Source organism: Burkholderia sp. FW306-1C-G01B (assembly GCF_058781685.1).
In genome coordinates, this window is record NZ_JBYSWZ010000001.1 from 250,255 (window position 1) to 271,372 (window position 21,118).

Below are 21,118 nucleotides of genomic sequence, written 5' to 3' on the forward strand. Positions count from 1 at the left end.
GCGCCGACGCCCATGATCGAGATCCGTGCCGCCCGTTATCCCGACGATGCCCGTGTCGCCCTTCGCCTTCAATCCAGTGCCGGACACCGGGTTTTCCGGGCGGGATCCGCGATCGGCACGACAACACGCCGGGCCCTCGTCCCGCTGCTCGCCGCACTCTCGTTCAACGCATGGGCCGACGCACTGCCGAAGTCGATCGCCACGCAACTGCCGCCCGGCTACCAGCCGCTGCTCGCGCAAGCCGGGCCCGATCTCGACAACGGGCTGCACAGCTTTCTGGTCGTCGTGCATCGCTCGACCGACACGCGCGAGCAGCCGTCGCCGCGCCCGCTGCTGATCTACGAGGAACTGCCCGACCACGCGTTCCGGCTCGCCGCGCGCAACGACCAGGTCGTCCTGCGCGCGAACGAAGGCGGCCAGTGCGATCCGTTCGATCCCGAAGACGCCGGCGACAACGGCCTGTCGGTGAAAGGCCGCTATTTCACCGTGCAGAACTTTGTCGCGTGCGGACAGCACTGGAGCGACTACGTGACGTTCCGCTACGACCCGCGCACGCATGGCTGGGTATTTTCGAACCGGATCGTCACGGAATCGTTTCCGCTCGACGACAAACCCGACCACGTCACCGTCACGCGCGCCGACTCGCACCGGCCGATCACGTTCGGTCAATGGAAACGCAGGGACTAAAGCGACCGGCGCAACGCGCTGCGACCGGTTGCGCCGCGCGCCGGCCGCCTCGTCCCCGCACCGGCGCGTGGCCCGTCTGTCGCGCTCCCCGCGTCGCCCGCCCTTCCAGTTCTCGCGAGCACACGCCAACAGGACTACCATAAGGCGCTCGCCGTCGCGCGACCGTGCGCCGCCGCCGCACGCGGCTCGCCCGCACGCCTTCCCTCGTTGCACCCACGCAGGAGGACGTCATGACGCAACACTTCGATGCAATCGTCATCGGCACCGGGCAAGCCGGCCCGCCGCTCGCCGCGCGGCTGTCCGCCGCCGGGATGAAAGTCGCGATCGTCGAACGCGGCCGCTTCGGCGGCACCTGCGTGAACACCGGCTGCATTCCGACCAAGACGCTGATCGCGAGCGCATACGCCGCGCAACTCGCGCGGCGCGCCGCCGAATACGGCGTGTCGGTCGGCGGCGCCGTCACCGTCGACATGAAAGCCGTGAAGGCGCGCAAGGACCAGATCTCCGGCCGCTCGAACCATGGCGTCGAACAATGGGTGCGCGGCCTCGCGAACACGACCGTGTTTCAGGGTCACGCCCGATTCGAGCGCGCCGACGCGGTGCGCGTGGGCGACGAACTGCTCGAAGCGGAACGCATCTTCATCAACGTCGGCGGACGCGCACAAGTGCCGGCGATGCCGGGCCTCGACTCGGTGCCATACCTCACCAACTCGACGATGATGGACGTCGACTTCCTGCCCGAGCATCTCGTGATCGTCGGCGGCAGCTACGTCGGGCTCGAATTCGGCCAGATGTACCGCCGCTTCGGGTCGAAGGTCACGATCGTCGAGAAGGGCTCGCGCCTGATCCGCCGCGAGGACGACGACGTGTCTCAAGCCGTGCGCGAGATCCTCGAAAACGAAGGAATCGACGTGCAGCTCGACGCGAACTGCCTGAGCGCGCGGCGCGACGGCGACGGCATCGCGGTCGGCCTCGACTGCGCGGGCGGCAGCCGCGAGGTCGAGGGCTCGCATCTGCTGCTCGCGGTCGGCCGCGTGCCGAACACCGACGATCTCGGGCTCGATCGCGCGGGTGTCGCGACCGACGCGCGCGGCTATATCGACGTCGACGAGCAGTTGCGCACGAACGTGCCCGGCATCTGGGCGCTCGGCGATTGCAACGGGCGCGGCGCGTTCACGCACACGGCGTACAACGACTACGAGATCGTCGCGGCCAACCTGCTCGACGGCGATCCGCGCAAGGTGTCCGACCGCATCGCGGCTTACGCGATGTATATCGATCCGCCGCTCGGCCGCGTCGGCATGACGCTCGCGGAAGCGAAGCAGACGGGCCGCAGGCTGCTCGTCGGCACGCGCCCGATGACGCGCGTCGGCCGCGCGGTCGAAAAAGGCGAAAGCCAGGGTTTCATGAAAGTGATCGTCGACGCGGACAGCCACGCGATCCTCGGCGCGTCGATCCTCGGCGTGACGGGCGACGAGGTCGTGCACGAGATGCTCGACGTGATGGCCGCGGGCGCGCCGTACACGACGATCAGCCGCGCGATGCACATCCATCCGACCGTGTCGGAACTCGTGCCGACGCTGCTGCAGGATCTGCATCCGGTCGAATGACGCGCGACGGGCGGCCGGCGGTGGGCGGCCGGCGGCGGGCAGCCTCCGCGAACCGCCCGCCCACAACGGCGCGCGTCGCCCGCTCAGCTTTCGAAATACCGCGGCCGGTCGATATCGGCAAGCAGCCCCGGCTGCGTCGGCGCCCAGTCGAGCGATGCACGCGTACGCTCGCTGGTTGCGGGCGCATCCATCCCCGCGAACATCGCAAACCAGCCGAAGTGCTCGCCCGCTTCCGCCGCCGATTTCGCGACGACCGGCACGTTCAGCCGCCGGCCGATCACCGCCGCGATGTCGCGGAACGGCACCCCCGTATCGTCGACCGCGTGATAGCGCGCCCCCGCCGCGCCGCGTTCGATCGCGAGCCGATAAACGCGTGCCGCGTCGAGCCGGTGCACGGCAGGCCAGCGATTGCCGCCATCGCCGAGATAGGCCGATGCGCCCTTCTCTCTCGCGATCGCGATCAGGCGCGGCACGAACGCGTGATCGCCGTCGCCGTGCACGGACGGCGGCAAGCGCACGACCGACGCATGCACGCCGCGCGCTTCGAGCGCGGCCGCAGTGGCTTCTGACATACGCGGATAGGTCGGCGACGCCGGCACGTGCGGATCGTCCTCGGTCGCCGCGCGGCCGGGCGCGACGAGCGCGAGGCCCGACGTGACGACGAGCGGCCGCGCCGAGCCCGCGAGCACCGCACCGATTGTCTCGATCGCACGTCGGTCGAGTTCGCAGTTCTGCGCGAAGCGCGAGAAGTCGTGATTGAATCCCGTGTGGATCACCGCATCGGCGACATCGGCACCGCGCGTCAGGCTGTCGAGATCCTCCAGCGACCCGCGATGGACATCGGCGCCTGCGGCCGCAACCGACGCGGCGGCCGCATCGGATCGTGCAAGCCCGAGCACCGAATGGCCGGCGGCAACGAGTTCGGCAACGACGGCGGAGCCGACGAATCCCGATGCTCCAGTGACAAAGACACGCATGTTCAGCACCTCCGGATGGAATGGACGATTACTATCTGTCGACGGCCGCTCGCGGTGAAGACGTGACGGTTTACCGGTAAACGAACTAACAGGCTATGGCAGACGCACCCGACAACCTGCTCGGCGCGTACCTTCGGGATCGCCGCGAGAAACTCGACCCGGCCGCGCTCGGCCTGCCGGTCGCGCGCCGCCGCACACCGGGCTTGCGGCGCGAGGAAGTCGCGCAGCGCGCGCACGTGAGCGCCGCGTGGTACACGTGGCTCGAACAGGGGCGTGGCGGTGCGCCGTCGGTCGACGTGCTGGACCGGCTCGCGAATGCGCTGCTGCTGAACGACGCCGAACGCGAGCACCTGTTCCTGATCGGCGTCGGCCATCCGCCCGAAGTGCGCTACCACGCGACCGACAGCGTGACGCCGCGCCTGCAGCACGTGCTCGATTCGCTCGAAGCGAGCCCCGCGATCGTGCGTTCGGCGACATGGGACGTCGTTGCATGGAACGACGCGGCGGCCGCGACGCTGACCGACTATGCAACGCTGCCGCCGGAGCGGCGCAACATCCTGCGGCTGATCTTCGTCGACCAGCGCGTGCGCGATGCGCAGTCGAACTGGCAACAGGTCGCGCGGTTTGCGGTGGGCGCGTTTCGCGCCGATATCGCACGCGGCGGCGCGACACAAACCGTGCAGGCCTTCGTCGACGAAATGCGTACGACGAGTGCGGAGTTCGATGCGCTGTGGCGCGACCACGATATCCGCGCGCATGAAGAAGGCACCAAGGAGATCCGCCATCCGGCCGTCGGGCGGATCGCGCTCGAATACTCGGCGTTCGCGGTAAACGGCCGGCCCGACCTGACGCTCGTGATTTTCACGCCGGAGACGGCCACCGATCGCGCGCGCATCCGGACACTGGTCGCGGCGCGCGAAAAAGCCGGCATGAAAAGGCAGACGCCGGGGACTAGTCCGAACAGGCGCGAAGCACCTCCCGATGCCCACACATAAGTAGGGAACTTCCCCATCTGGACCGTCCGGCAGCTATGCCATACTCCGCGCAACGTGCCGACGAGTGTGCGATTCCACCAAAATCATGTCAGCCCTGTTTCGCAGGAGGATAGGCAGCATCCTGGGATTGCTTGCAATCCTGATGGCGACGCTCGCGCCAACGATATCGCAAAGCCTTTCGTCCGAGCGGCAGTTCGACGCTGTCTCCGGGGCGTTCTGTACCGCGCAGAACGGCGCGGACGTTGCGGGTCCCGACCACGCATCGTTGCCCGAGAAGGCGGGCCACTGGCAGGCATGCGCGTATTGCGGCCTGCTTGCCGACATGCCCGCGTTGCTGGGCGGGACCTCGGGATTCGTGCCGATGGATTGGCCGATTCTTCGCACGTCGGCACCAGCGTTCCAGACACCCCATAACGTTTTCCACTTCGCAGCGGCCCAGCCGCGTGCGCCCCCGGTTTCATCCTGATCGAGTCAGCCCCGCGGCGATGCAGGTGTCATTGCATCGCCAGTCCTCGCGCGTCTTTTGACAGGCTCGCGAGCACATCAGCGCCTCTTACACGGATCGAACCATGCGCACCATCATTCCTGCACGCGGCAGCATGCCGATGCTTGCCGCCCTCATTGCTCCGGCGACTATCGCCATCCCGCTTCTGTTTCCATCGCTCGCATCGGCGCACGCGATTGCCGGCAACCGGGTTTTCCCGGCGACGATGGCGGTCGACGACCCCGGTGTCGGCGACGAAGTCAATCTCGAATTCGGCCACGTCAAATCGCTGACCGACGATGGCGACGAGCAGAACACCAACACGACGTCGCTCGAGTGGGACAAACTGATCACGCCCAGTTTCGCGCTTTCGGTGGTGGCAACCTACGTCAACGTCAACGCGCCGAATGGCGGGTCGGCCCGCGGATTCGACAACTTCGCGATCGGTGCCAAATACCGCTTCTACGTCAACGAAAAACACGAGTTCATGGCCTCCGTTGGTGCGGTCGCGGAACTGGGCGGCACCGGAGCGAGGTCGATCGCCGATCCGCACTCGGCGATCACGCCGACGCTATACGTCGGCAAGGGATTCGGCGATTTGCCGGATAGCCTGAAGTATCTGAAGCCGCTCGCGATCACCGGGACCATCGGTCCGCGCCTGACGATGAACAGCGCCGACCCGGATTCGTTGAGCTGGGGCGTCACCGTGCAATACAGCCTGCCGTATCTGCAGAATTTCGTGCAGGACGTGGGGCTCAAGGCACCGCTCAGCAACCTGATCCCGGTCGTCGAGTTCCCGATGAGCACCTGTACAGGCGGCCCCTGTTCGGGACATACGACCGGCAGCATCAATCCCGGCCTGCTCTGGCTCAACCGATGGGGCCAGTTTGGCGCCGAAGCGGTCATTCCTGTCAACCATGCAAGCGGCAAGGGCGTTGGCGTCCTGTTTCAGGCACACCTGTTTCTGGACGACGTGATGCCCCACTCGCTTGGCAAGCCATTTTTCGGCAAAGGGGAATAGCCATGCCGGCACTCAAGCGACTTCGTCACGGCTTGCGCGCAGCAGCCATCGCTACAGGTATCTTGATCGCGTCGATGGCATGCGCCCATGTGTTTCCGCAAAATCAGTCACCGTCGGCGGGAGCCGAAGTAGCGGCGCCTGCACGCGTGGCGATCGCGTTCGACGGGCCGCTCGAACCCGCGTTCAGTTCGCTGAACGTCAGCAATTCGAATGGTAAACAAGTGAATACTGCAAAGGCCGAAGTCGATTCGAACGACAGGAAGTCGATACATATCGCGCTGCCAACGTTGCCGCCCGACACATACACGGTGCATTGGGTCGCAGTCGCGTCGGACGGACATCGCACACACGGCGACTATTCGTTCAAGGTGAAGTAATGGACCTGGCGGTAAACGACCGGCCCGACCTGACGCTCGTGATTTTCACGCCGGAGACGGCTGCCGATCGCGCGCGCATCCGGACGCTGGTCGCGGCGCGCGAAAAAGCCGGCACGGAACAGGCGTCGGCCGCGTAACGATGCCCCCGCCACGCCCCATCGCAATCCGCACTTGCGGTGGCCGGTAGCGGCCGGCGGAAAACGGGAAGGGGCGTCGCGCATCAACGCGCGACGCCCCTTCTTCGTTTCCGGCAATCGGGACGTCGATGCAGGAAATTCTTCGCGGATTGCCTCGGGTGTCGCTTGACGACCCGAATCGGCCGAACCAGCCAGTCGGCTCCGGAACCATCGATGCGCCATGCGTGTCGGTTTTCGGTTTTCGGCAACGGGTACCCGTGCGGAACGTGCAGCCGCGACAATCGAACGCCTACCCTTCCGGACAAGGCGCCGCGCATGGCGCGATGTGGCCTTGGCGCAGGAGTTCGCTGGCGCGAGCGGCTCCCACCGCTTCGCTGAAACGGAAGCCTTGCGCACTCGTCGCCCGATTCGTCGCAGCCAGCAGCGCACGCTGTTGCTCGGTCTCCACGCCTTGGGCAATGACGCCGATCCCGATACTGTGCGCAAAGGTGACGATGGCACGTATCGTCGCCGCACTCTCGGGATCGCTGGTAGACCGGTGGATGAGGGATCGCGCGATCTTGAGATGGTTCACGCGATAAGCCTTGACATACTCAAATGACGCGTAATTGCTACCGAAATCGTCAATGGCAAGCTTCGCGCCGAGCGCATGCAGCTGCGGGAGTATGTCGCTTTGTGCCCACGACAGTCTGGCCAGAGTCGCCTCGGTCACGTCGAATTCCAGATCGGAGGGGGCGAGGCGCCACTTCGCGGCTGCTTCAGCGACATCGCGCACGAACGTTTGAGCACTCCAGAGCTCGAACAGAGACAGATTGATCGCGATCATCAGCGGGGCCACCCCCTCGTCGCGCCACGCTCTCATTTGCCGGCACGCCTGATCCAGCACCCAGCGCCCAAGCGCTGCCATGGTGCCGTCCCTCTCGGCGATCGGAATGAACACACCGGGGGCAATGAGGCCCCGCGTCGGGTGATGCCAGCGAACCAGCCCTTCCATTCCGAGAATGTTTCCGGAGGACAACTCGACCTCGGGTTGGTACTGGAGTTCCAGCTCGCCGCGATCCATCGCGCCTCTCAAGTCGTCGGCGAGTGCGACACGTTCGCGTACTTCCTGGTCGAGTTCGTCAGAATGAAAGCGGTACCGGTTGCCGCCCTGATGCTTCGCGCGTTGGAGCGCCAAATCGGCCTGCATCAGCATGGCGTCCGCTTCACTGTCGCCCGGGACGTAAGCACGGATGCCGATGCTCGCCGTAATCCGCACATCGTTGCCATCAAGCAGATAGGGAGCCGCCAGCGCCGCCTGGAGCTTCGCAGCCAGTGCCCCGGCGTCCGCCGGCTCGACCATCTCGCCCTGCAGCACGGCAAACGCATCGCCGCCCATCCGGGCAACCAGGTCGCTTTCCTGAGCGCAATTCCCGAGACGCTCCGCCACCTCCCGAAGCAACCGGTCGCCGATCGGATAACCCAGTCTGTCGTTGACCAGCCTGAAGCGGTCGAGCGCGACAAACAAGATCGCAAACGGCATGGTGCCGTGTCGGGCTGCGGCGAAAGCCTGGCGCACCCGCGCGAGGAAGCCGGCCCGATTCGCCAATCCCGTGAGCGCATCGGTGTGAGCGAGCCGCGCGATCTTTTCCTCCGCCGCCTTGCGCTCGGCAATGTCGATGATGATCCCTTCGACTTCGATTAGCCGTCCATCCTTGTCGCGGACCGGAACATAGCGATTCTCGACACAACGGTAAGCGCCGTCGCCAGTGCGCAAGCGGAACTCGATCGAGACCCCTTCGGTGTCCTTGTCCAATACTCGCGCCAGTGCCGCATCGACTTTGGCCTGGTCGTCCGGGGCGACAAGCTCGTTGGCCCAGACTGGCGAAGCGAGCAAGGCAGCGCGGTCGTGGCCGAACCTGGCGATGTCATGCGATATGTAGATGAGCGGAAACGACGGCACGCCGCGCAGACGGTAAAGGATGACCGGACTGTTCTGGACGATGATGTTGGCTTCGGCAAGCGCATCGATTCTTTCCTCGACGACCTCTTCCAGGTCGCCCGTCTTGAAGGCCGCCTCTTTCGTCATCTGCCACTTCGTGGTCAGCACGCTGGCCGTCTGACGGACCTCGATGTTGTTCAATGGCTTCTTGAGAATGAGCAGCCGGTCGTCTGCACCCAGGCGCCTGGCCAGGGTGCCCCAAGGGGGATCGGAATGCGGGCTGCATAGGGCAAACTGCAGCTTCGGATCCACTTGCCAGAGTCGCTCGATGGTCTGAAAGCAGTCCCAACCGTGCAGCATGTGCGTGTCGACAAAGGCCATCGCATAGGGTTTGTTCTCCGCCAGCGCATGCACGACCCGCTCCAGCGCTTCCCGGCCCTGATAGGCGGAATCGATCTGAAACGCCGCGCGACCGGCTGGAACCTCGCCGAACAACGGCGCCTGGGTTGCGGCCAGCGCGGTTTCGCCTTCCAGTGGGCGAGCGAGAATCTTGCGGAAATTCTGGTGCGCCGCAACGTTGTCGTTGATCACGAGGACGCGACGATTGACCGGATCGCTCTGCGCGCTCACGCAGGACCCTTGACGGTGCCAGTGGTGGATCCAGGGCAACGATCCCGCCTTTGCAGGCGTCGTCGCACCGTGTCTGCCGGAGCGCACGCCCCTGGGCAGCCAGTGCGGTTCCATGTAAGCCCCGGCGTGAGGCCCAGACCGTGCCTCCCCCTGTCCGTGGTGAAGCCTAGATTGAAAACGCATGCCAGGTTCTCCCCGCAATCCCGCCAACGGTTGCCGCTGAATCGAACCGATCTCGAGTTGCGCCGACAAAAAGCGCCCGAGCACGTATAGGGACGCATCGATCCCGCCCAGCGCGATCGCATTCGCATCGAACCGATCGGCGGCGTGGGGTCGGTCGAAGCCTCCACGGTGACGGGTCGGGCCGCAGATACACGATTGCTTAGGACAGTTGGACGATTCCGGCCGCTCCACACTTGCAGCAACTTTGGTTCAATGCGTCAACGTCGACTCACCGCGGTACCCTGTATGTCGGGCCGCGTATGTGTTGGGTCAAACTCAGCCCCAAAGATTGGCCCAATTTCGTCAGACGATCGAAGTATAGTCGCGCGCATCGATCTGACAAACTTCAATGACCGGGAATCTCATTCGCGCTTGACGGCGAATCGAGGGTCGGACGCGGCATGGTCGGACAAGATTTACCACCGTCCGCTCCGGGAGCGACATGAGACGACCGCGGATAACGCGTCGGCCCTTATCTCGTCGGCCATCACGGAAAGTGGCGGATCGCTGACGCGGTCCGACCATACCGCGACCCGGCGGTGTGACCCCGAACACGTTGGGAGAGCACCCCAAACCGATGCAGACGCGTCCGTTGACTTGGCAGGCACCTCGTCGACGACCCACAGAATTCGAATTCAGGAAAACAGGTCAGTCAGCCTTAGACACGCACGCTCGACGCAGCCGATGGAAAATCTTCACGGCGCTCCGCCCATTTCAGGATCGCGTCCAGTGCCGGGCACAGCGCCTGCCCCCAATCGGTCAGGCGGTAATCCACCTTCGGCGGCACCTGGTGATAGACCGTGCGCGTCACGATGCCGTCCTCTTCGAGGCGGCGCAGCTGCTGGGCAAGCATCTTTTGCGTGATGCCTGGGATCAGCCTCTCGAGGTCCGAAAAGCGTCGCACCTGACCACCAAAAAGGTGAAACAGGATGACCAGCTTCCAGCGTCCTTCCAGCAGCTTGAATGCGGCTTCGACGTCGATCGCAGCGGTCGTGGGAGTGTAGGCTTTTCGGTTGGGCACGGCTTACTTACTTTTTAGTGCGTTCTTGCGATGTGGTAACTATAGCGCCATCATTGGGACACACAAGCGTGACGTTCAGGAAAAGTCCGATGAACATGACCCTGCCCCCGCCACTGGATGTCTATCTGAACGCGGAAGCGACCAGTGACACCGCTCCTCTCGCGAACTGCTTCGCTGCCGATGCCGTCGTGCGCGACGAGGGCCGCACTATCGAGGGGCTCGAAGCCATCCAGGCCTGGAAGAAGGACGCCAAAGCCAGGTACCAATACAACGTCGAGCCGTTGGACGTGTCCCAGGATGGCGCCGCCGTGACGATGCGCGCCAGACTCACCGGCGCCTTCCCCGGTAGCCCGGTCGAGCTGACCTACACGTTTGTTCTGGCCGGCGGCAAGATCGTGTCTCTGGAGATTCACTGATGAGCGCCGCACTCGAACTTCAGGGCCTGCGAGCGCTTGTCACAGGCGGGACCAAAGGAGTCGGTAAAGCCGTTGTCGCGCACCTTTGCGAGGCCGGCGCGAATGTCCTTGCGACGGCACGTTCGCGTCCCGATGACCTTTCCGAAGAAAGGTTCGTCGGTGCGGACATCACGACGGCCGAGGGCTGTAAAACCATTGTCGACGCCGTGCTCGAACGGCTCGGCGGCGTCGATATCATCGTGCACGTGGCGGGTGGCTCATCTGCGCCGGCGGGTGGCTTCAGGGTGCTCGACGACGACGAATGGAACAAGGCATTGAGCCTGAACCTGTTCCCGGCAGTGCGCATCGATCGCGCGCTGCTACCCTCGATGGTCGAGCAACGCTCGGGCGTCATCATCCACGTCACGTCAATCCAGCGGCAATTGCCGTTGCCGGAAGCCACGATTGCCTATGCCGCCGCCAAGGCTGCCCTGTCGAACTACAGCAAAGCCTTGTCCAAGGAAGTCGGTCCGAAAGGCGTTCGGGTCGTACGTGTCTCCCCGGGCTGGGTCGCAACGGATGCCGCCGAGAATCTCGTCGCCAGAATTGCCGAGCGGAACGGCATCGATACGGACGGCGCCCGGAAAGTCATCATGGATTCGCTCGGCGGCATTCCTCTTGGCCGGCCATGCTCTCCCCGGGAAGTGGCAGAACTCATCGGTTTCCTTGTCTCGGCACGCGCCAGCGCCATCACCGGCACCGAGTACGTCATCGACGGCGGAACCGTTCCGACTGCGTGATCTGAGCCGCTTGTCGGTGGACGTCGACGTGCTTGGCGTACGCGAAGCGCGTTTCGCAGGTAGCTGTTCGCGGTTCCCGTTCAGGCGCTGATGTGCCCGCCCAACGAACCTCTGCTTTTCTGCAGCACGGCCACCCGTGATCGGCCGGGCATTATTCACCGGCGGCGTCGCACCTGGACGTCAGGTCACACAGCAGGTCACGCTTCGTCGGCCATTCGCGATGCCCTGGAATGGCGGACGGCAAGCTCTGAGCGCGATCAGCGAGCGTCTCATGTCGAGTCGGGAGCGGTGAGCCCCGCCAACGTTGTGTATGAGCGGTCCAATACACATTGATCACCACAACGACCCGGCGAAAAAAGCAGCCCGACCGCGATACCGGTTTCCCACGACAAGCAAATGCCACGCAAGACGCAAGTGCGTGTAGATTAGAACGTCGCTGCGACCCGCCACCGTGTCTTCGAATCGGTCGCCATCCGAGTCAGTCCTGAAGTTGCACAGGAGCCGGCATGAACACGAAGCACAGCAAGAAAGGGCATCTCGAAGCCGCGGCGTCACACCACGAGCAAGCCGCGCGATATCACCGCGAGGCGTCGCGGCATTTCGAGGACGGCAAGGACTTTGCCCACGCCGCACATCAGGCGATGATGGCCCATGGTCACACGTTGCATGCGATCGATCAGGCGCACGATGCCGGCGCGCACGGCGCCAATACGCCACCCACAACGCCATCATCGATCGGCTCGGGCGCAAGTGCCGCGGACGTGGCAAAACTTCATGCCGCGGCCGTCGAGCTTCACACGCAAGCGGCGCAACACATGCGCCACGCCGTCAAACTCTTCGAGCAGGATCGGAGCGCGGCCACCCACGACGCACAGCTGGCGCTCGCCCTCGCACTGCGTGCGTTGTCCCACGGCAACGAAGCAGCCAGGCTATTCGTCAAGCTCGCTGTCAGTGCCGCTGCGTGAAACGAGGTTGGTTACCTCTTGTTCGGGTTTCGCGGGTATTCAGCGTGACTCGCTACCCGTTTGCGCACGCCGCCCGGCACCAGGTTGCCGCGCGGACCCACGGTCGTGGGCCTCCCGTACCGATCCGCGCATGGCCGGGTATCGTGCAATCGAGCGTGCCGCTCGCGACTAGGCCGTTCGTTCCAGCAGATCCGTTGCGAAAGACTTCGCATGCGCTACGGCCTCTTGCGGGTTCGGGAACACACCGAGCTGCTCCCAGTGCTCTTCGGCCGCGTACGTTCCTTTCACGCCGAGTGCCCGCTGAACGCGCAATTGCGCGGCGTATCTGCCATCCTCCAGTGGTCGGGCCGTCGCAATGACCTTGTGCGGAAGATCGGATCTTTCAGGTTGTACCAACTCGACAGGACCGCCAGCAACGCCAATATCCTTCAACTCGTTCCTGGCGTTGCAGTCCGGGCAGTAGAAGCACCACCCTTCGTCCTCGTGTTTGGACCTGACCTGCCCGCGAGCCAGTACGGCACGACATTCAACGTTTTCGCAGATGAACGGCATAGCAGTCTCCGGAGTTGTTTGGGAGAAATCCTAGCATGTCCGCCGACGGCCAACCATCGGCATTGTTGCGTTGCCCGACGCTGACGAAACCCTCACGTGCGAGCCTGCGAGGCCGCCTCTTCCACCGACCATCGTCATGCACGCATCGGCCGCATTCGCGAAGCACGTCACGCGATACGCCGGCATGTTCATCGACATCATGTGCGATGCGGAACAGGTCGACGAGGATGACGTCGGCGAGCTTGCCGGCTTCGAGCGGACCGACTTCGCGATCGATCGACAGCGCCTTCGCCGCATCGATCAGCCCGGGCACCGGGCAGCGCCCGATGATCGACGTGACGCCGCTATACGGTTTTCCCGGATAGCCCGTGCATCGGCCGCCGCAACGCGGCATCGAACGGGTTGGTGCGCGGCCCGATCGCGTCGGCCTGGCGCCGCAGCAGTTCGACGACCATCGGCATCCGGTCGTCGCCGAGCCGCGACGCGAGCGTGCCGACGCTCAGCGCGCCGACCGGATAACCGGTGCGATCGAGGATCGGCACCGCGACGCCGGCCATCCCGTCGAGCACGCCGCTGTTGCGGCCCGCGTAGCCGAGCTGCCGCACGCGTTCGATCTCGGTGCGCAGGTACACCTCGTCGAGCACGCCGTAGCCGCGAATGCGCGGCACGTTGAAGCGGATCACTTCCTCGCGTTCGGCTTCGGGCAGGAACGCGAGGATCGCGAGGCTGCCCTGCCCGACGCCGAGCGCAATGCGCCCGCCGATGTCGCCGGTAAACGAGCGGATCGGGAACGGCCCTTCGCACAGGTCGAGACACACCGCGTCGAAGCCGCTCTTCACGAGCAGGAAGATCGTCTCGCCGAGGCTCGCGCACAGCCGCAGCAGCGCGGGACGGCACAGCGTGCGCATGCTGCTCGGGTTGCCGGCCAGCGCGGCGAGCGCGAAGAAATCGACGCTCAGCCGGTACAGCTTCGACTGCTCGTCCTGCTCGACCATCCCTTCGGCGATCAGCGATTGCAGGATCCGGTGCGCGGTGCCCTGCGTGAGGCCGACGGCCTTCGCGAGATGCGTGACGCGCACGCCGTCCTGCTGCATGCCGGCCAGCGCACGCAGGATCGCGAACGCGCGCTGCAGCATGCCGGTGCCCGGCACGCCGGCCGGATCGGCTTCGTCGTCGGCGCCGGGCGCGCGCGCGGCGGGCGTGCCGGGCATTCCGGACGAAAGGGGTTCCTGCATGCCGGCTCTCCTCGACGATTTCATTGAACGGAATACGGTAGCCGCCATTGTCGTCCGGCCGAAATTCCACGGGCATCCGGGTGTGCACGGGATTGACGCGCGCGTTTCGCGGCCCGGCCACCCTTCATCCATCGGAACGATTTGCGCGCGATACGTCGATCCGTTCCGTTCACCGGAATTTTTTCGAAATTCATCCCGTTCAGCAGAATTCGAAATTGACGCTCCGAAATATGGCTGGCTAGAGTCCGCGTCATCGGCGCACCGGCTACGCGGTGTGCGAACCCGGAGCTCCCCATGTCGTTTCTCACGCTTACGGATCTGACGAAAACCTTCGGCGAGCTCACCGCCGTCGCCGACGTCAACCTGTCGGTCGAACAAGGCGAATTCGTGTCGCTGCTCGGGCCGTCGGGCTGCGGCAAGACCACCACGCTGCAGATGATCGCCGGCTTCGTCGACGTCACGCGCGGCCGCATCGCGCTCGACGGGCAGGACATCACGCACCTGAAGCCGAACCACCGCGGGCTCGGCATCGTGTTCCAGAGCTATGCGCTGTTTCCGCACATGAGCGTCGCGGAGAACGTCGGCTTCGGCCTCGACATGCGCGGCGTCGACAAGGCCGAGCGCGCGGAGCGCATCCGCGCGGCGCTCGCGCTCGTGCGCCTCGATACGCTCGCGCACCGCTTTCCGCGCGAGCTGTCGGGCGGCCAGCGGCAGCGCGTCGCGATCGCGCGCGCGGTCGTGATCGAGCCGCCGGTGCTGCTGCTCGACGAACCGATGTCGAACCTCGACGCGAAGCTGCGCGAGGACATGCAGTTCGAACTGCGCGCGATCCAGCGCAAGATCGGCACGACGACGATCATGGTCACGCACGATCAATCGGAAGCACTGTCGATCAGCGATCGCGTGGTCGTGATGGAAGCCGGCCGCGTCACGCAGATCGACACGCCGTACCAGGCCTACGAGCGCCCGGAGAACCGCTTCGTGTCGCAGTTCATCGGCAAGGCGAACCTGCTGCCCGGCACCGTCGTCGCGCACGACGGCGACGCGATCCGCATCGACCTCGGGCACGACCTCGCCGAAACCGGGCGCACCGCGCACCTGCCGCCGCGCGAGCGCGACATGCGCGTCGGCGATGCGGTGTCGGTCTGCATCCGTCCCGAGAAGCTGCGGCTGTGCGCGCCCGATGCGGGCCGCTTCGCCGCGACCGTCACGAGCCGCTTCTTCCTCGGCAGCCAGTGGCTGTACCGCGTCGACAGCGCGCTCGGCGAAGTGCTCGTGTGCTGCCAGAACGAAGGCGCGGAGCCGCTCGCGGAAGGCGCGCCGGTCGGCATCGACTGGCACAGCGACGCGGTGCGCGTGATGCGCCGGGAGGCCTGAATGCGACAGCCCTCCCGCCCGCTGCCCGCCGACGGCGCGCCGGCCCTCGCCGTCGCCCGCCGTGCGCCGCGTACGTCGGTGCGCGCAACGTGGCGCGCGCATGCGCCGCTGTGGCTGATGTGCGCGCCCGCGTTCGTGCTGTTCGCCGCGCTCGTGCTCGTGCCGCTCGCGATGACGTTCGTGCTGACGTTCTACCGCTACGACCCGGCCACCGGGCCGATCGCCGCGCTCCAGTTCGGCAACTACGCGGAAGTGCTCGGCTCGTCGTACTTCCACACGATCTTCGCGCGCACGTTCGGCATCGCTGCGCTGACGACCGCGATCTGCGTCGCGATCGGCACGCCGGAAGCGTACGTGCTGTCGAAAATGCGCGACCCGTGGCGCTCGCTGTTCCTGCTCGCCATCCTCGCGCCGCTGCTCGTGTCGGTGGTCGTGCGCGCGTTCGGCTGGAGCATGCTGCTGAACACGAGCGGGCTCGTGAACCAGGCGCTCGGGCTCGCCGGCCTCGGGCCGTACAAGCTCGAATACACGACCTTCGCGATCGTGATCGCGCTGGTGCACGTGATGCTGCCGTTCATGGTGATTCCGGTGTGGACCGCACTGCAGCGGCTCGATCCGCAGACCGAGCACGCGGCGCTGTCGCTCGGCGCGTCGCCGTTCACGACGCTGCGCCGCATCGTGCTGCCGCAGCTGATGCCGGGCGTGCTGTCGGGCAGCCTGATGGTGTTCGGACTATCGGCGAGCGCGTTCGCGATTCCGGGCCTGCTCGGCGGACGCCGGCTGAAGGTCGCGGCCACGGCCGTCTACGACGAATTCCTCGGCTCGCTGAACTGGCCGCTCGGCGCGACGATCGCGGTGCTGCTGCTGGTCGCGAACCTCGTCGTGATGCTCACCTACTACCGCGTGCTCGAACGCCGCTACGCACGCAGCCTCGGAGGCGCATCCCGATGAGAAAGAACGGCCCCTTCGCCCTCGCGTTCCACACGCTCGTGATGCTGTTCGTGCTCGCGCCGCTCGCGATCGTCGTGCTGGTCGCGTTCACGCCCGACGAAACGCTGACGCTGCCGACCCACGGGCTGTCGCTGCGCTGGTTCCGCGCGATCCTCGACTATCCCGACTTCGTCACCGCGTTCTTCAACAGCCTGAAGCTCGCGTTCGCGTCGGCGACGCTGTCGCTCGCGATCGGTTTGCCGGCGGGCCTTGCGATCGGCCGCGCGGCGTTTCCCGGCCGCGCGTTCCTGAACGGGCTGCTGCTGTCGCCGCTGGTGATCCCCGGCCTCGTGCTCGGCATCGCGCTGCTGCGCTTCTTCGCGCTGATCGGCGCGACCGGCTCGTTCGCGTGGCTCGTGCTCGCGCACATGATCGTCATCACGCCGTTCGTGATGCGGCTCGTGCTCGCGTCCGTCGCAGGCCTCGACCGCAGCATCGAGCAGGCCGCGTGCTCGCTCGGCGCGGACCCGTGGACGACGTTGCGCCGCATCACGCTGCCGATGATCGTGCCCGGCATCACGGGCGGCTGGCTGCTCGCGTTCATCAACAGCTTCGACGAGCTGACGATGTCGATCTTCGTCACGTCGCCGCAGACGGTCACGCTGCCCGTGCGCATGTACATGTACGCGACCGAATCGATCGACCCGATGATGGCGTCGGTGTCAGCGCTCGTCATCTTCATCACCGCCGGCGCGATGCTGCTGCTCGATCGCGTGTACGGCCTGAACCGCATCCTGATCGGTCAACACTGATGTCGACTCCCGTTTCCCGCTCCAAAAACGATCCGGCCGACGGCGCGCAGTTCGTGCGCGTCGCCGAACGCGAGCGCGCCGCCGTTGCGTTCACGCTCGACGGCCGCCCCGCGCACGCGCTCGCCGGCGACACCGTGCTCACCGCGATCCTCGTCGCGCAGCGCCGCGTGCGCGTCAGCGAATTCAGCGGCCAGCCGCGCGCGGGTTTCTGCCTGATCGGCGCATGCCAGGACTGCTGGGTGCGCACCGAGGCCGGCGCGCGCGTGCGCGCATGCTCGACGCCGATCGTCGAAGGCATGCGGATTCTCACCGCCGTTCAACCGGCCGCGACCGGAGACACGCAATGAGCGACGCACTGCAACCGGTCATTGTCGGCGCGGGGCCGGCCGGCGTGCGCGCGGCCGAGGCGCTGGTCGACGCGGGGCTGCGCCCTGTCGTGATCGACGAGAACGCGCGCTGGGGCGGGCAGATCTATCGTCAACCGCCAGTCGACGGCGGCTTCGCGCGCGGCAAGCGCACGCTGTACGGATTCGAAGCCGCGAAGGCCGACGCCGTGCACCGGACGATGGCCGCGCTGCTGCCGCACGTCGACTACCGGCCGAACACGCTCGCGTGGGCATGCGGCGCGGGCCGCGTCGATACGCTGCAGGACGGGCGCGAAATTACCGTGCCGTACTCGCACCTGATCGTCGCGAGCGGCGCGACCGACCGCATGCTGCCCGTGCCGGGCTGGACGCTCGCGGGTGTCTATACGCTCGGCGGCGCGCAGGTCGCGCTGAAGGCGCAGGGCTGCGCGATCGGCCGGCGCATCGTGTTCGCAGGCACGGGGCCGTTGCTTTATCTTGTCGCGTACCAGTATGCGAAAGCCGGCGCGCAGGTCGCGGCCGTGCTCGACACGAGCCCGCTGCGCCGCCAGGCCGCCGCCGCGCCCGCGCTGCTGCGCATGCCGTCGACCTTCGCGAAAGGGCTCTATTACATTGGCTGGCTGCGCGCGCATGGCGTCGCGATCGAAACGGGTATCACGCTCGAACGCGTGCTCGGCGAACAACATGTAACGGGGCTCGCGTGGCGCGCGGCCGGTGACGATGCGCAGCCGCGCGTGCTCGATTGCGACGCGCTCGGCCTCGGCTTCGGCCTGCGTTCGGAAACGCAGCTCGCCGATCTCGCCGGCTGCCGGTTCGGGTTCGATCCGGTCAACCGCGCATGGCTGCCCGAGCACGACGCGGCCGGCCGCACGTCGGTGCGCGGCATTTACGTCGCGGGCGACGGTGCGGGCATCGCGGGCGCCGACGCGGCCGAAGCGTCGGGCCGGCGCGCGGCGCTTGCGTTGCTCGACGATGCCGACATTGCGTTGCCATCGCCGTCCGGCAAGCCTGACGCGGCGACACTCGAACGCACGCTCGCCCGCATTGGCGCATTCCGCGCGAGCCTCGAAGCGGCATTCGCGCCGCCCGTCGAGCAGGCCGCGCGCTGCCCCGACGACACGATCGTGTGCCGCTGCGAGGAGATCGACGCGGGCACGCTGCGCCGCTGCATCCGTGGCGGCGCAGCGACCGAACTCAACCGGCTGAAAGCGTTGACGCGCGTCGGGATGGGCCGCTGCCAGGGGCGCATGTGCGGCGACGCGGCCGCACTCGTGCTGGCCGCCGAAACCGGCCGGCCACTCGCCGACGTCGGCCGGTTGCGCGCGCAACCGCCCGTGAAGCCGTTCCCGATCTCGGCCGCGCTCGCTGGCGACGACGTCGCGACGATTCCCGACGAGGCGCGCGATGAGTGAGAACCGGCATTACGACGTCGCGATCGTCGGCGGCGGCCTCGTCGGCGCATCGGCCGCGCTTGCACTGACGCTGCGCGGCCTGCGCGTCGGGCTGTTCGAGCGGCGCGACTGCGGCGCGCAGGCGAGCGGCGTGAACTACGGCGGCGTGCGCTGCCAGGGCCGCCCCGCCGAGCAATTGCCGCTCGCGCTGCGCGCGCGGCGCATCTGGGATCGCCTGCCCGAGCTGATCGGCATCGACGGCGAATTCGTCGTATCGGGGCACTTGCGGCTCGCGCGCAGCGACGCCGATCTCGACGCGCTCGACGCGTACGCCGCGCTTGCCGGCGAGCACGGCCTGCCGCTGCGGGTGATGCGCGGCGACGCGTTCCGCCGCCGTTATCCGTGGCTCGGCCGCGCGGCGCTCGGCGGCTCGCTGTGCGAAACCGACGGCCATGCAAACCCGCGCCTCGTGTCGCCCGCGTTCGCACGCGCGGCCCGCGCGGCGGGCGCGGACGTGTTCGAGCACACGCCGGTCGACGACGTCCGGCACGACGGCACGCGCTTCCACATTCACGCGGGTGGCCGCGCATGCACCGCGACGTGGCTGATCAATTCGGCCGGCGCATGGGCGAACACGATCGCCGAGCGCTTCGGCGAAGCCGTGCCGATGGAGCCGATCTACCCGAACATGTGGGTGACCGAACCGCTGCCGCCGTTCATCGCGCACAACCTCGGCGTGTACGGCGGCGGCGTGTACGCGCGGCAGGTCGCGCGCGGCAATTGCGTGATCGGCGGCGGGCGCGGCCGCGGCGACGGCGAATTCGGCCAGCCTTCGGTCGATACGACGCGCGCGGTGATGCGCGACGCGTGCACGCTGCTGCCCGCGCTGCGCGACGCGCTGCTGATCCGCACGTGGAGCGGCGTCGAAGGCTGCACGCCCGACCACAACCCGATCATCGGCGCGAGCCGCACGACGCCGAACCTGCTGCATGCGTTCGGTTTTTCCGGCGGCGGATTCCTGCTCGCGCCCGGTGTCGGCGACGTGCTCGCCGATCTCGTGACGATCGGCGAAACCGCCACGCCACTCGATGCATTCTCGATCGGCCGCTTCTTCCGCCAAGCCGCGCCGACCGCCCCTTTCCCCCAAGAGGAGACCTCTCGATGAAACTGCTCGGTACGATCGCGGCTTCAGCCGCACTCTGCATCGCGGGCGCCAGCGCGCCCGCGTTCGCGCAAACGAAGACGATCTACATCGGCATGAACGGCGGGCCGATGGAAAAGGCCTATACGAGCCAGGTGCTGCCCGAGTTCGAGAAGGCGAACAACGTGAAGGTCGTCGTCGTGCCCGGCACGTCGTCGGACGTGCTCGCGAAGCTGCTTGCGAACCGCAACAAGCCGCAGATCCACGTCGCGTTCCTCGACGACGGCGTGATGGCGCGTGCAGTCAGTCTCGGCGTGTGCCAGAAGCTCGACGATTCGCCGGTGCTGAAGGAGCTGTACCCGTTCGCGCGGATGAAGGACGACGTCGGCGCGGGCGTGCAGCTCGGCATGACCGGCATCGCGTACAACAAGAAGCTGTTCGCGGAGAAAGGCTGGGCGCCGCCGACGTCGTGGATGGATTTCGCCGATCCGAAATTCAAGGGCAAGGTCGTGTTCCAGTCGGCGTCGAGCAGTACGTTCGGGCTGCACGGCTTCCTCGCGATCAACCGGCTGCTCGGCGGCAGCGAGCAGAACGTCGAGCCCGGCTTCAGCAAGTGGGCGAGCATGGTCGGGCCGAACGTCGTCGAGTACATCCCGAACTCGGCGAAGATCTCCGAGATGGTGCAGACCGGCGAAGCCGGCCTGTTCCCGCTCACGCCGACGGGCGTCGGCGACCTGCAGGACAAGGGCATTCCGGTCGCGTATGCAACCCCGAAGGAAGGCCCGGTGCTGCTGCTCGTCGACCTGTGCGTGGTCGCGAACAATCCCGATCCGCAGCTTGCGCAGAAGCTCGCGCAGTTCCTGCTGTCCGCGCCCGCGCAGACGAAGGCCGCCGAGGCCGGCAAGCAGATCCCGACCAACCGTCTCGCGAAGATGCCCGCCGCGATGCAGCAGAGCCTCGGCAATGTCGACGACCTGGTGCGCAAGGTGACGGTGGTCGACTGGACCGCGATCAACGCGCGCCGCGCGCAGTGGGATACGCGTTGGAACCGGCAGATCGAGCGGTGACCTTCG

General features: G+C 66.5%; 22 protein-coding genes and 1 pseudogene. 17 read left to right on the plus strand and 6 right to left on the minus strand.

All coding sequences use genetic code 11. The features are described from left to right. Positions 1 to 12: 12 nt before the first annotated feature. Both AC3WLY_RS01075 and AC3WLY_RS01080 read left to right on the plus strand, forming a co-directional pair. Positions 13 to 687, plus strand: a complete 675-nt coding sequence (locus AC3WLY_RS01075; protein ID WP_492310104.1) for a hypothetical protein — start codon at positions 13 to 15, stop codon at positions 685 to 687. Between the two features lie 230 nt (positions 688 to 917). Beyond that, positions 918 to 2,297: an FAD-containing oxidoreductase gene (locus AC3WLY_RS01080; protein ID WP_492310105.1), complete on the plus strand. Its 1,380-nt coding sequence runs from the start codon at positions 918 to 920 to the stop codon at positions 2,295 to 2,297. 83 nt (positions 2,298 to 2,380) lie between these two features. Here AC3WLY_RS01080 and AC3WLY_RS01085 read toward each other — a convergent pair whose 3' ends face one another. Then, complete coding sequence (locus AC3WLY_RS01085; RefSeq protein WP_425130169.1) at positions 2,381 to 3,274, minus strand: SDR family oxidoreductase; 894 nt, start codon at positions 3,272 to 3,274, stop codon at positions 2,381 to 2,383. A 95-nt stretch (positions 3,275 to 3,369) separates the two neighbouring features. Between AC3WLY_RS01085 and AC3WLY_RS01090 the strand changes: the two genes are divergently transcribed. The 5 genes and pseudogenes from AC3WLY_RS01090 to AC3WLY_RS01110 form a co-directional block, all read left to right on the plus strand. Further along, positions 3,370 to 4,269, plus strand: a complete 900-nt coding sequence (locus AC3WLY_RS01090) for an MmyB family transcriptional regulator (protein WP_310131278.1) — start codon at positions 3,370 to 3,372, stop codon at positions 4,267 to 4,269. Between the two features lie 85 nt (positions 4,270 to 4,354). Continuing rightward, a complete protein-coding gene (locus AC3WLY_RS01095) occupies positions 4,355 to 4,735 on the plus strand; it encodes a DUF2946 domain-containing protein (protein ID WP_310131275.1) in 381 nt (126 codons plus the stop codon). A gap of 103 nt (positions 4,736 to 4,838) precedes the next feature. Then, a complete protein-coding gene (locus tag AC3WLY_RS01100; RefSeq protein WP_492310106.1) occupies positions 4,839 to 5,774 on the plus strand; it encodes a hypothetical protein in 936 nt (311 codons plus the stop codon). 2 nt (positions 5,775 to 5,776) lie between these two features. Continuing rightward, positions 5,777 to 6,151: a copper resistance CopC family protein gene (locus AC3WLY_RS01105; RefSeq protein ID WP_492310107.1), complete on the plus strand. Its 375-nt coding sequence runs from the start codon at positions 5,777 to 5,779 to the stop codon at positions 6,149 to 6,151. A gap of 17 nt (positions 6,152 to 6,168) precedes the next feature. Further along, a pseudogene (locus AC3WLY_RS01110) lies at positions 6,169 to 6,288 on the plus strand (transcriptional regulator); the annotation flags it as partial. A 289-nt stretch (positions 6,289 to 6,577) separates the two neighbouring features. On the opposite strand, the gene AC3WLY_RS01115 reads toward AC3WLY_RS01110, so the two are convergent. Both AC3WLY_RS01115 and AC3WLY_RS01120 read right to left on the minus strand, forming a co-directional pair. Then, the gene (locus AC3WLY_RS01115; RefSeq protein ID WP_492332635.1) at positions 6,578 to 8,839 is read right to left on the minus strand and encodes an EAL domain-containing protein; all 2,262 of its coding nucleotides are present in this window, start codon (positions 8,837 to 8,839) and stop codon (positions 6,578 to 6,580) included. An 880-nt stretch (positions 8,840 to 9,719) separates the two neighbouring features. Continuing rightward, a complete protein-coding gene (locus AC3WLY_RS01120; RefSeq protein WP_279610703.1) occupies positions 9,720 to 10,082 on the minus strand; it encodes a winged helix-turn-helix transcriptional regulator in 363 nt (120 codons plus the stop codon). A gap of 89 nt (positions 10,083 to 10,171) precedes the next feature. Between AC3WLY_RS01120 and AC3WLY_RS01125 the strand changes: the two genes are divergently transcribed. The 3 genes from AC3WLY_RS01125 to AC3WLY_RS01135 all read left to right on the plus strand — a co-directional run bounded on the left by AC3WLY_RS01125 (position 10,172) and on the right by AC3WLY_RS01135 (position 12,242). After that, the gene (locus AC3WLY_RS01125; protein ID WP_425130164.1) at positions 10,172 to 10,498 is read left to right on the plus strand and encodes a nuclear transport factor 2 family protein; all 327 of its coding nucleotides are present in this window, start codon (positions 10,172 to 10,174) and stop codon (positions 10,496 to 10,498) included. Beyond that, the gene (locus AC3WLY_RS01130) at positions 10,498 to 11,277 is read left to right on the plus strand and encodes an SDR family oxidoreductase (RefSeq protein ID WP_175960655.1); all 780 of its coding nucleotides are present in this window, start codon (positions 10,498 to 10,500) and stop codon (positions 11,275 to 11,277) included. Before AC3WLY_RS01125 ends, AC3WLY_RS01130 begins: the two co-directional genes overlap by 1 nt. Positions 11,278 to 11,783: 506 nt before the next feature. After that, complete coding sequence (locus AC3WLY_RS01135) at positions 11,784 to 12,242, plus strand: hypothetical protein (protein ID WP_425130162.1); 459 nt, start codon at positions 11,784 to 11,786, stop codon at positions 12,240 to 12,242. Between the two features lie 168 nt (positions 12,243 to 12,410). Here AC3WLY_RS01135 and AC3WLY_RS01140 read toward each other — a convergent pair whose 3' ends face one another. The 3 genes from AC3WLY_RS01140 to AC3WLY_RS01150 are packed head-to-tail and all read right to left on the minus strand — an operon-like array spanning position 12,411 to position 14,029. Further along, the gene (locus AC3WLY_RS01140) at positions 12,411 to 12,794 is read right to left on the minus strand and encodes a hypothetical protein (protein ID WP_175960659.1); all 384 of its coding nucleotides are present in this window, start codon (positions 12,792 to 12,794) and stop codon (positions 12,411 to 12,413) included. Then, positions 12,769 to 13,107 carry a hypothetical protein gene (locus tag AC3WLY_RS01145; RefSeq protein WP_310131258.1) on the minus strand — a complete coding sequence of 113 codons (339 nt, stop codon included), beginning with the start codon at positions 13,105 to 13,107 and terminating at the stop codon, positions 12,769 to 12,771. Before AC3WLY_RS01145 ends, AC3WLY_RS01140 begins: the two co-directional genes overlap by 26 nt. Before the next feature lie 31 nt (positions 13,108 to 13,138). Continuing rightward, entirely contained in the window at positions 13,139 to 14,029 is an 891-nt protein-coding gene (locus AC3WLY_RS01150) for an IclR family transcriptional regulator (RefSeq protein WP_310131256.1), read from the minus strand. 294 nt (positions 14,030 to 14,323) lie between these two features. On the opposite strand from AC3WLY_RS01150, the gene AC3WLY_RS01155 reads away from it, so the two are divergent. Genes AC3WLY_RS01155 through AC3WLY_RS01185 form a run of 7 tightly spaced genes read left to right on the plus strand, consistent with a single transcriptional unit; the run spans position 14,324 to position 21,112 of the window. After that, entirely contained in the window at positions 14,324 to 15,406 is a 1,083-nt protein-coding gene (locus AC3WLY_RS01155; RefSeq protein WP_492310109.1) for an ABC transporter ATP-binding protein, read from the plus strand. Beyond that, positions 15,407 to 16,357, plus strand: a complete 951-nt coding sequence (locus AC3WLY_RS01160) for an ABC transporter permease (RefSeq protein ID WP_034182084.1) — start codon at positions 15,407 to 15,409, stop codon at positions 16,355 to 16,357. It abuts the gene before it with no gap. Continuing rightward, positions 16,354 to 17,148 carry an ABC transporter permease gene (locus AC3WLY_RS01165; RefSeq protein ID WP_310131251.1) on the plus strand — a complete coding sequence of 265 codons (795 nt, stop codon included), beginning with the start codon at positions 16,354 to 16,356 and terminating at the stop codon, positions 17,146 to 17,148. Before AC3WLY_RS01160 ends, AC3WLY_RS01165 begins: the two co-directional genes overlap by 4 nt. Next, complete coding sequence (locus tag AC3WLY_RS01170; protein WP_175960668.1) at positions 17,148 to 17,495, plus strand: (2Fe-2S)-binding protein; 348 nt, start codon at positions 17,148 to 17,150, stop codon at positions 17,493 to 17,495. Before AC3WLY_RS01165 ends, AC3WLY_RS01170 begins: the two co-directional genes overlap by 1 nt. Then, on the plus strand, positions 17,492 to 18,925 hold the full coding sequence (locus tag AC3WLY_RS01175; protein ID WP_492310110.1) for an FAD/NAD(P)-dependent oxidoreductase: 1,434 nt from the start codon (positions 17,492 to 17,494) through the stop codon (positions 18,923 to 18,925). Before AC3WLY_RS01170 ends, AC3WLY_RS01175 begins: the two co-directional genes overlap by 4 nt. After that, a complete protein-coding gene (locus AC3WLY_RS01180; RefSeq protein ID WP_492310111.1) occupies positions 18,918 to 20,069 on the plus strand; it encodes an NAD(P)/FAD-dependent oxidoreductase in 1,152 nt (383 codons plus the stop codon). Before AC3WLY_RS01175 ends, AC3WLY_RS01180 begins: the two co-directional genes overlap by 8 nt. Further along, the gene (locus AC3WLY_RS01185; protein ID WP_492310112.1) at positions 20,066 to 21,112 is read left to right on the plus strand and encodes an ABC transporter substrate-binding protein; all 1,047 of its coding nucleotides are present in this window, start codon (positions 20,066 to 20,068) and stop codon (positions 21,110 to 21,112) included. The genes AC3WLY_RS01180 and AC3WLY_RS01185 overlap by 4 nt, the downstream gene beginning before the upstream one ends. Positions 21,113 to 21,118 lie beyond the last annotated feature (6 nt).

Coding starts and splice junctions, on each gene's coding strand:
- AC3WLY_RS01075 (WP_492310104.1), top strand. CDS start 13: ATGATCGAGATCCGTGCCGCCCGTTATCCCGACGATGCCCGTGTCGCC.
- AC3WLY_RS01080 (WP_492310105.1), top strand. CDS start 918: ATGACGCAACACTTCGATGCAATCGTCATCGGCACCGGGCAAGCCGGC.
- AC3WLY_RS01085 (WP_425130169.1), bottom strand. CDS start 3,274: ATGCGTGTCTTTGTCACTGGAGCATCGGGATTCGTCGGCTCCGCCGTC.
- AC3WLY_RS01090 (WP_310131278.1), top strand. CDS start 3,370: ATGGCAGACGCACCCGACAACCTGCTCGGCGCGTACCTTCGGGATCGC.
- AC3WLY_RS01095 (WP_310131275.1), top strand. CDS start 4,355: ATGTCAGCCCTGTTTCGCAGGAGGATAGGCAGCATCCTGGGATTGCTT.
- AC3WLY_RS01100 (WP_492310106.1), top strand. CDS start 4,839: ATGCGCACCATCATTCCTGCACGCGGCAGCATGCCGATGCTTGCCGCC.
- AC3WLY_RS01105 (WP_492310107.1), top strand. CDS start 5,777: ATGCCGGCACTCAAGCGACTTCGTCACGGCTTGCGCGCAGCAGCCATC.
- AC3WLY_RS01125 (WP_425130164.1), top strand. CDS start 10,172: ATGAACATGACCCTGCCCCCGCCACTGGATGTCTATCTGAACGCGGAA.
- AC3WLY_RS01130 (WP_175960655.1), top strand. CDS start 10,498: ATGAGCGCCGCACTCGAACTTCAGGGCCTGCGAGCGCTTGTCACAGGC.
- AC3WLY_RS01135 (WP_425130162.1), top strand. CDS start 11,784: ATGAACACGAAGCACAGCAAGAAAGGGCATCTCGAAGCCGCGGCGTCA.
- AC3WLY_RS01140 (WP_175960659.1), bottom strand. CDS start 12,794: ATGCCGTTCATCTGCGAAAACGTTGAATGTCGTGCCGTACTGGCTCGC.
- AC3WLY_RS01150 (WP_310131256.1), bottom strand. CDS start 14,029: ATGCAGGAACCCCTTTCGTCCGGAATGCCCGGCACGCCCGCCGCGCGC.
- AC3WLY_RS01155 (WP_492310109.1), top strand. CDS start 14,324: ATGTCGTTTCTCACGCTTACGGATCTGACGAAAACCTTCGGCGAGCTC.
- AC3WLY_RS01160 (WP_034182084.1), top strand. CDS start 15,407: ATGCGACAGCCCTCCCGCCCGCTGCCCGCCGACGGCGCGCCGGCCCTC.
- AC3WLY_RS01165 (WP_310131251.1), top strand. CDS start 16,354: ATGAGAAAGAACGGCCCCTTCGCCCTCGCGTTCCACACGCTCGTGATG.
- AC3WLY_RS01170 (WP_175960668.1), top strand. CDS start 17,148: ATGTCGACTCCCGTTTCCCGCTCCAAAAACGATCCGGCCGACGGCGCG.
- AC3WLY_RS01175 (WP_492310110.1), top strand. CDS start 17,492: ATGAGCGACGCACTGCAACCGGTCATTGTCGGCGCGGGGCCGGCCGGC.
- AC3WLY_RS01180 (WP_492310111.1), top strand. CDS start 18,918: ATGAGTGAGAACCGGCATTACGACGTCGCGATCGTCGGCGGCGGCCTC.
- AC3WLY_RS01185 (WP_492310112.1), top strand. CDS start 20,066: ATGAAACTGCTCGGTACGATCGCGGCTTCAGCCGCACTCTGCATCGCG.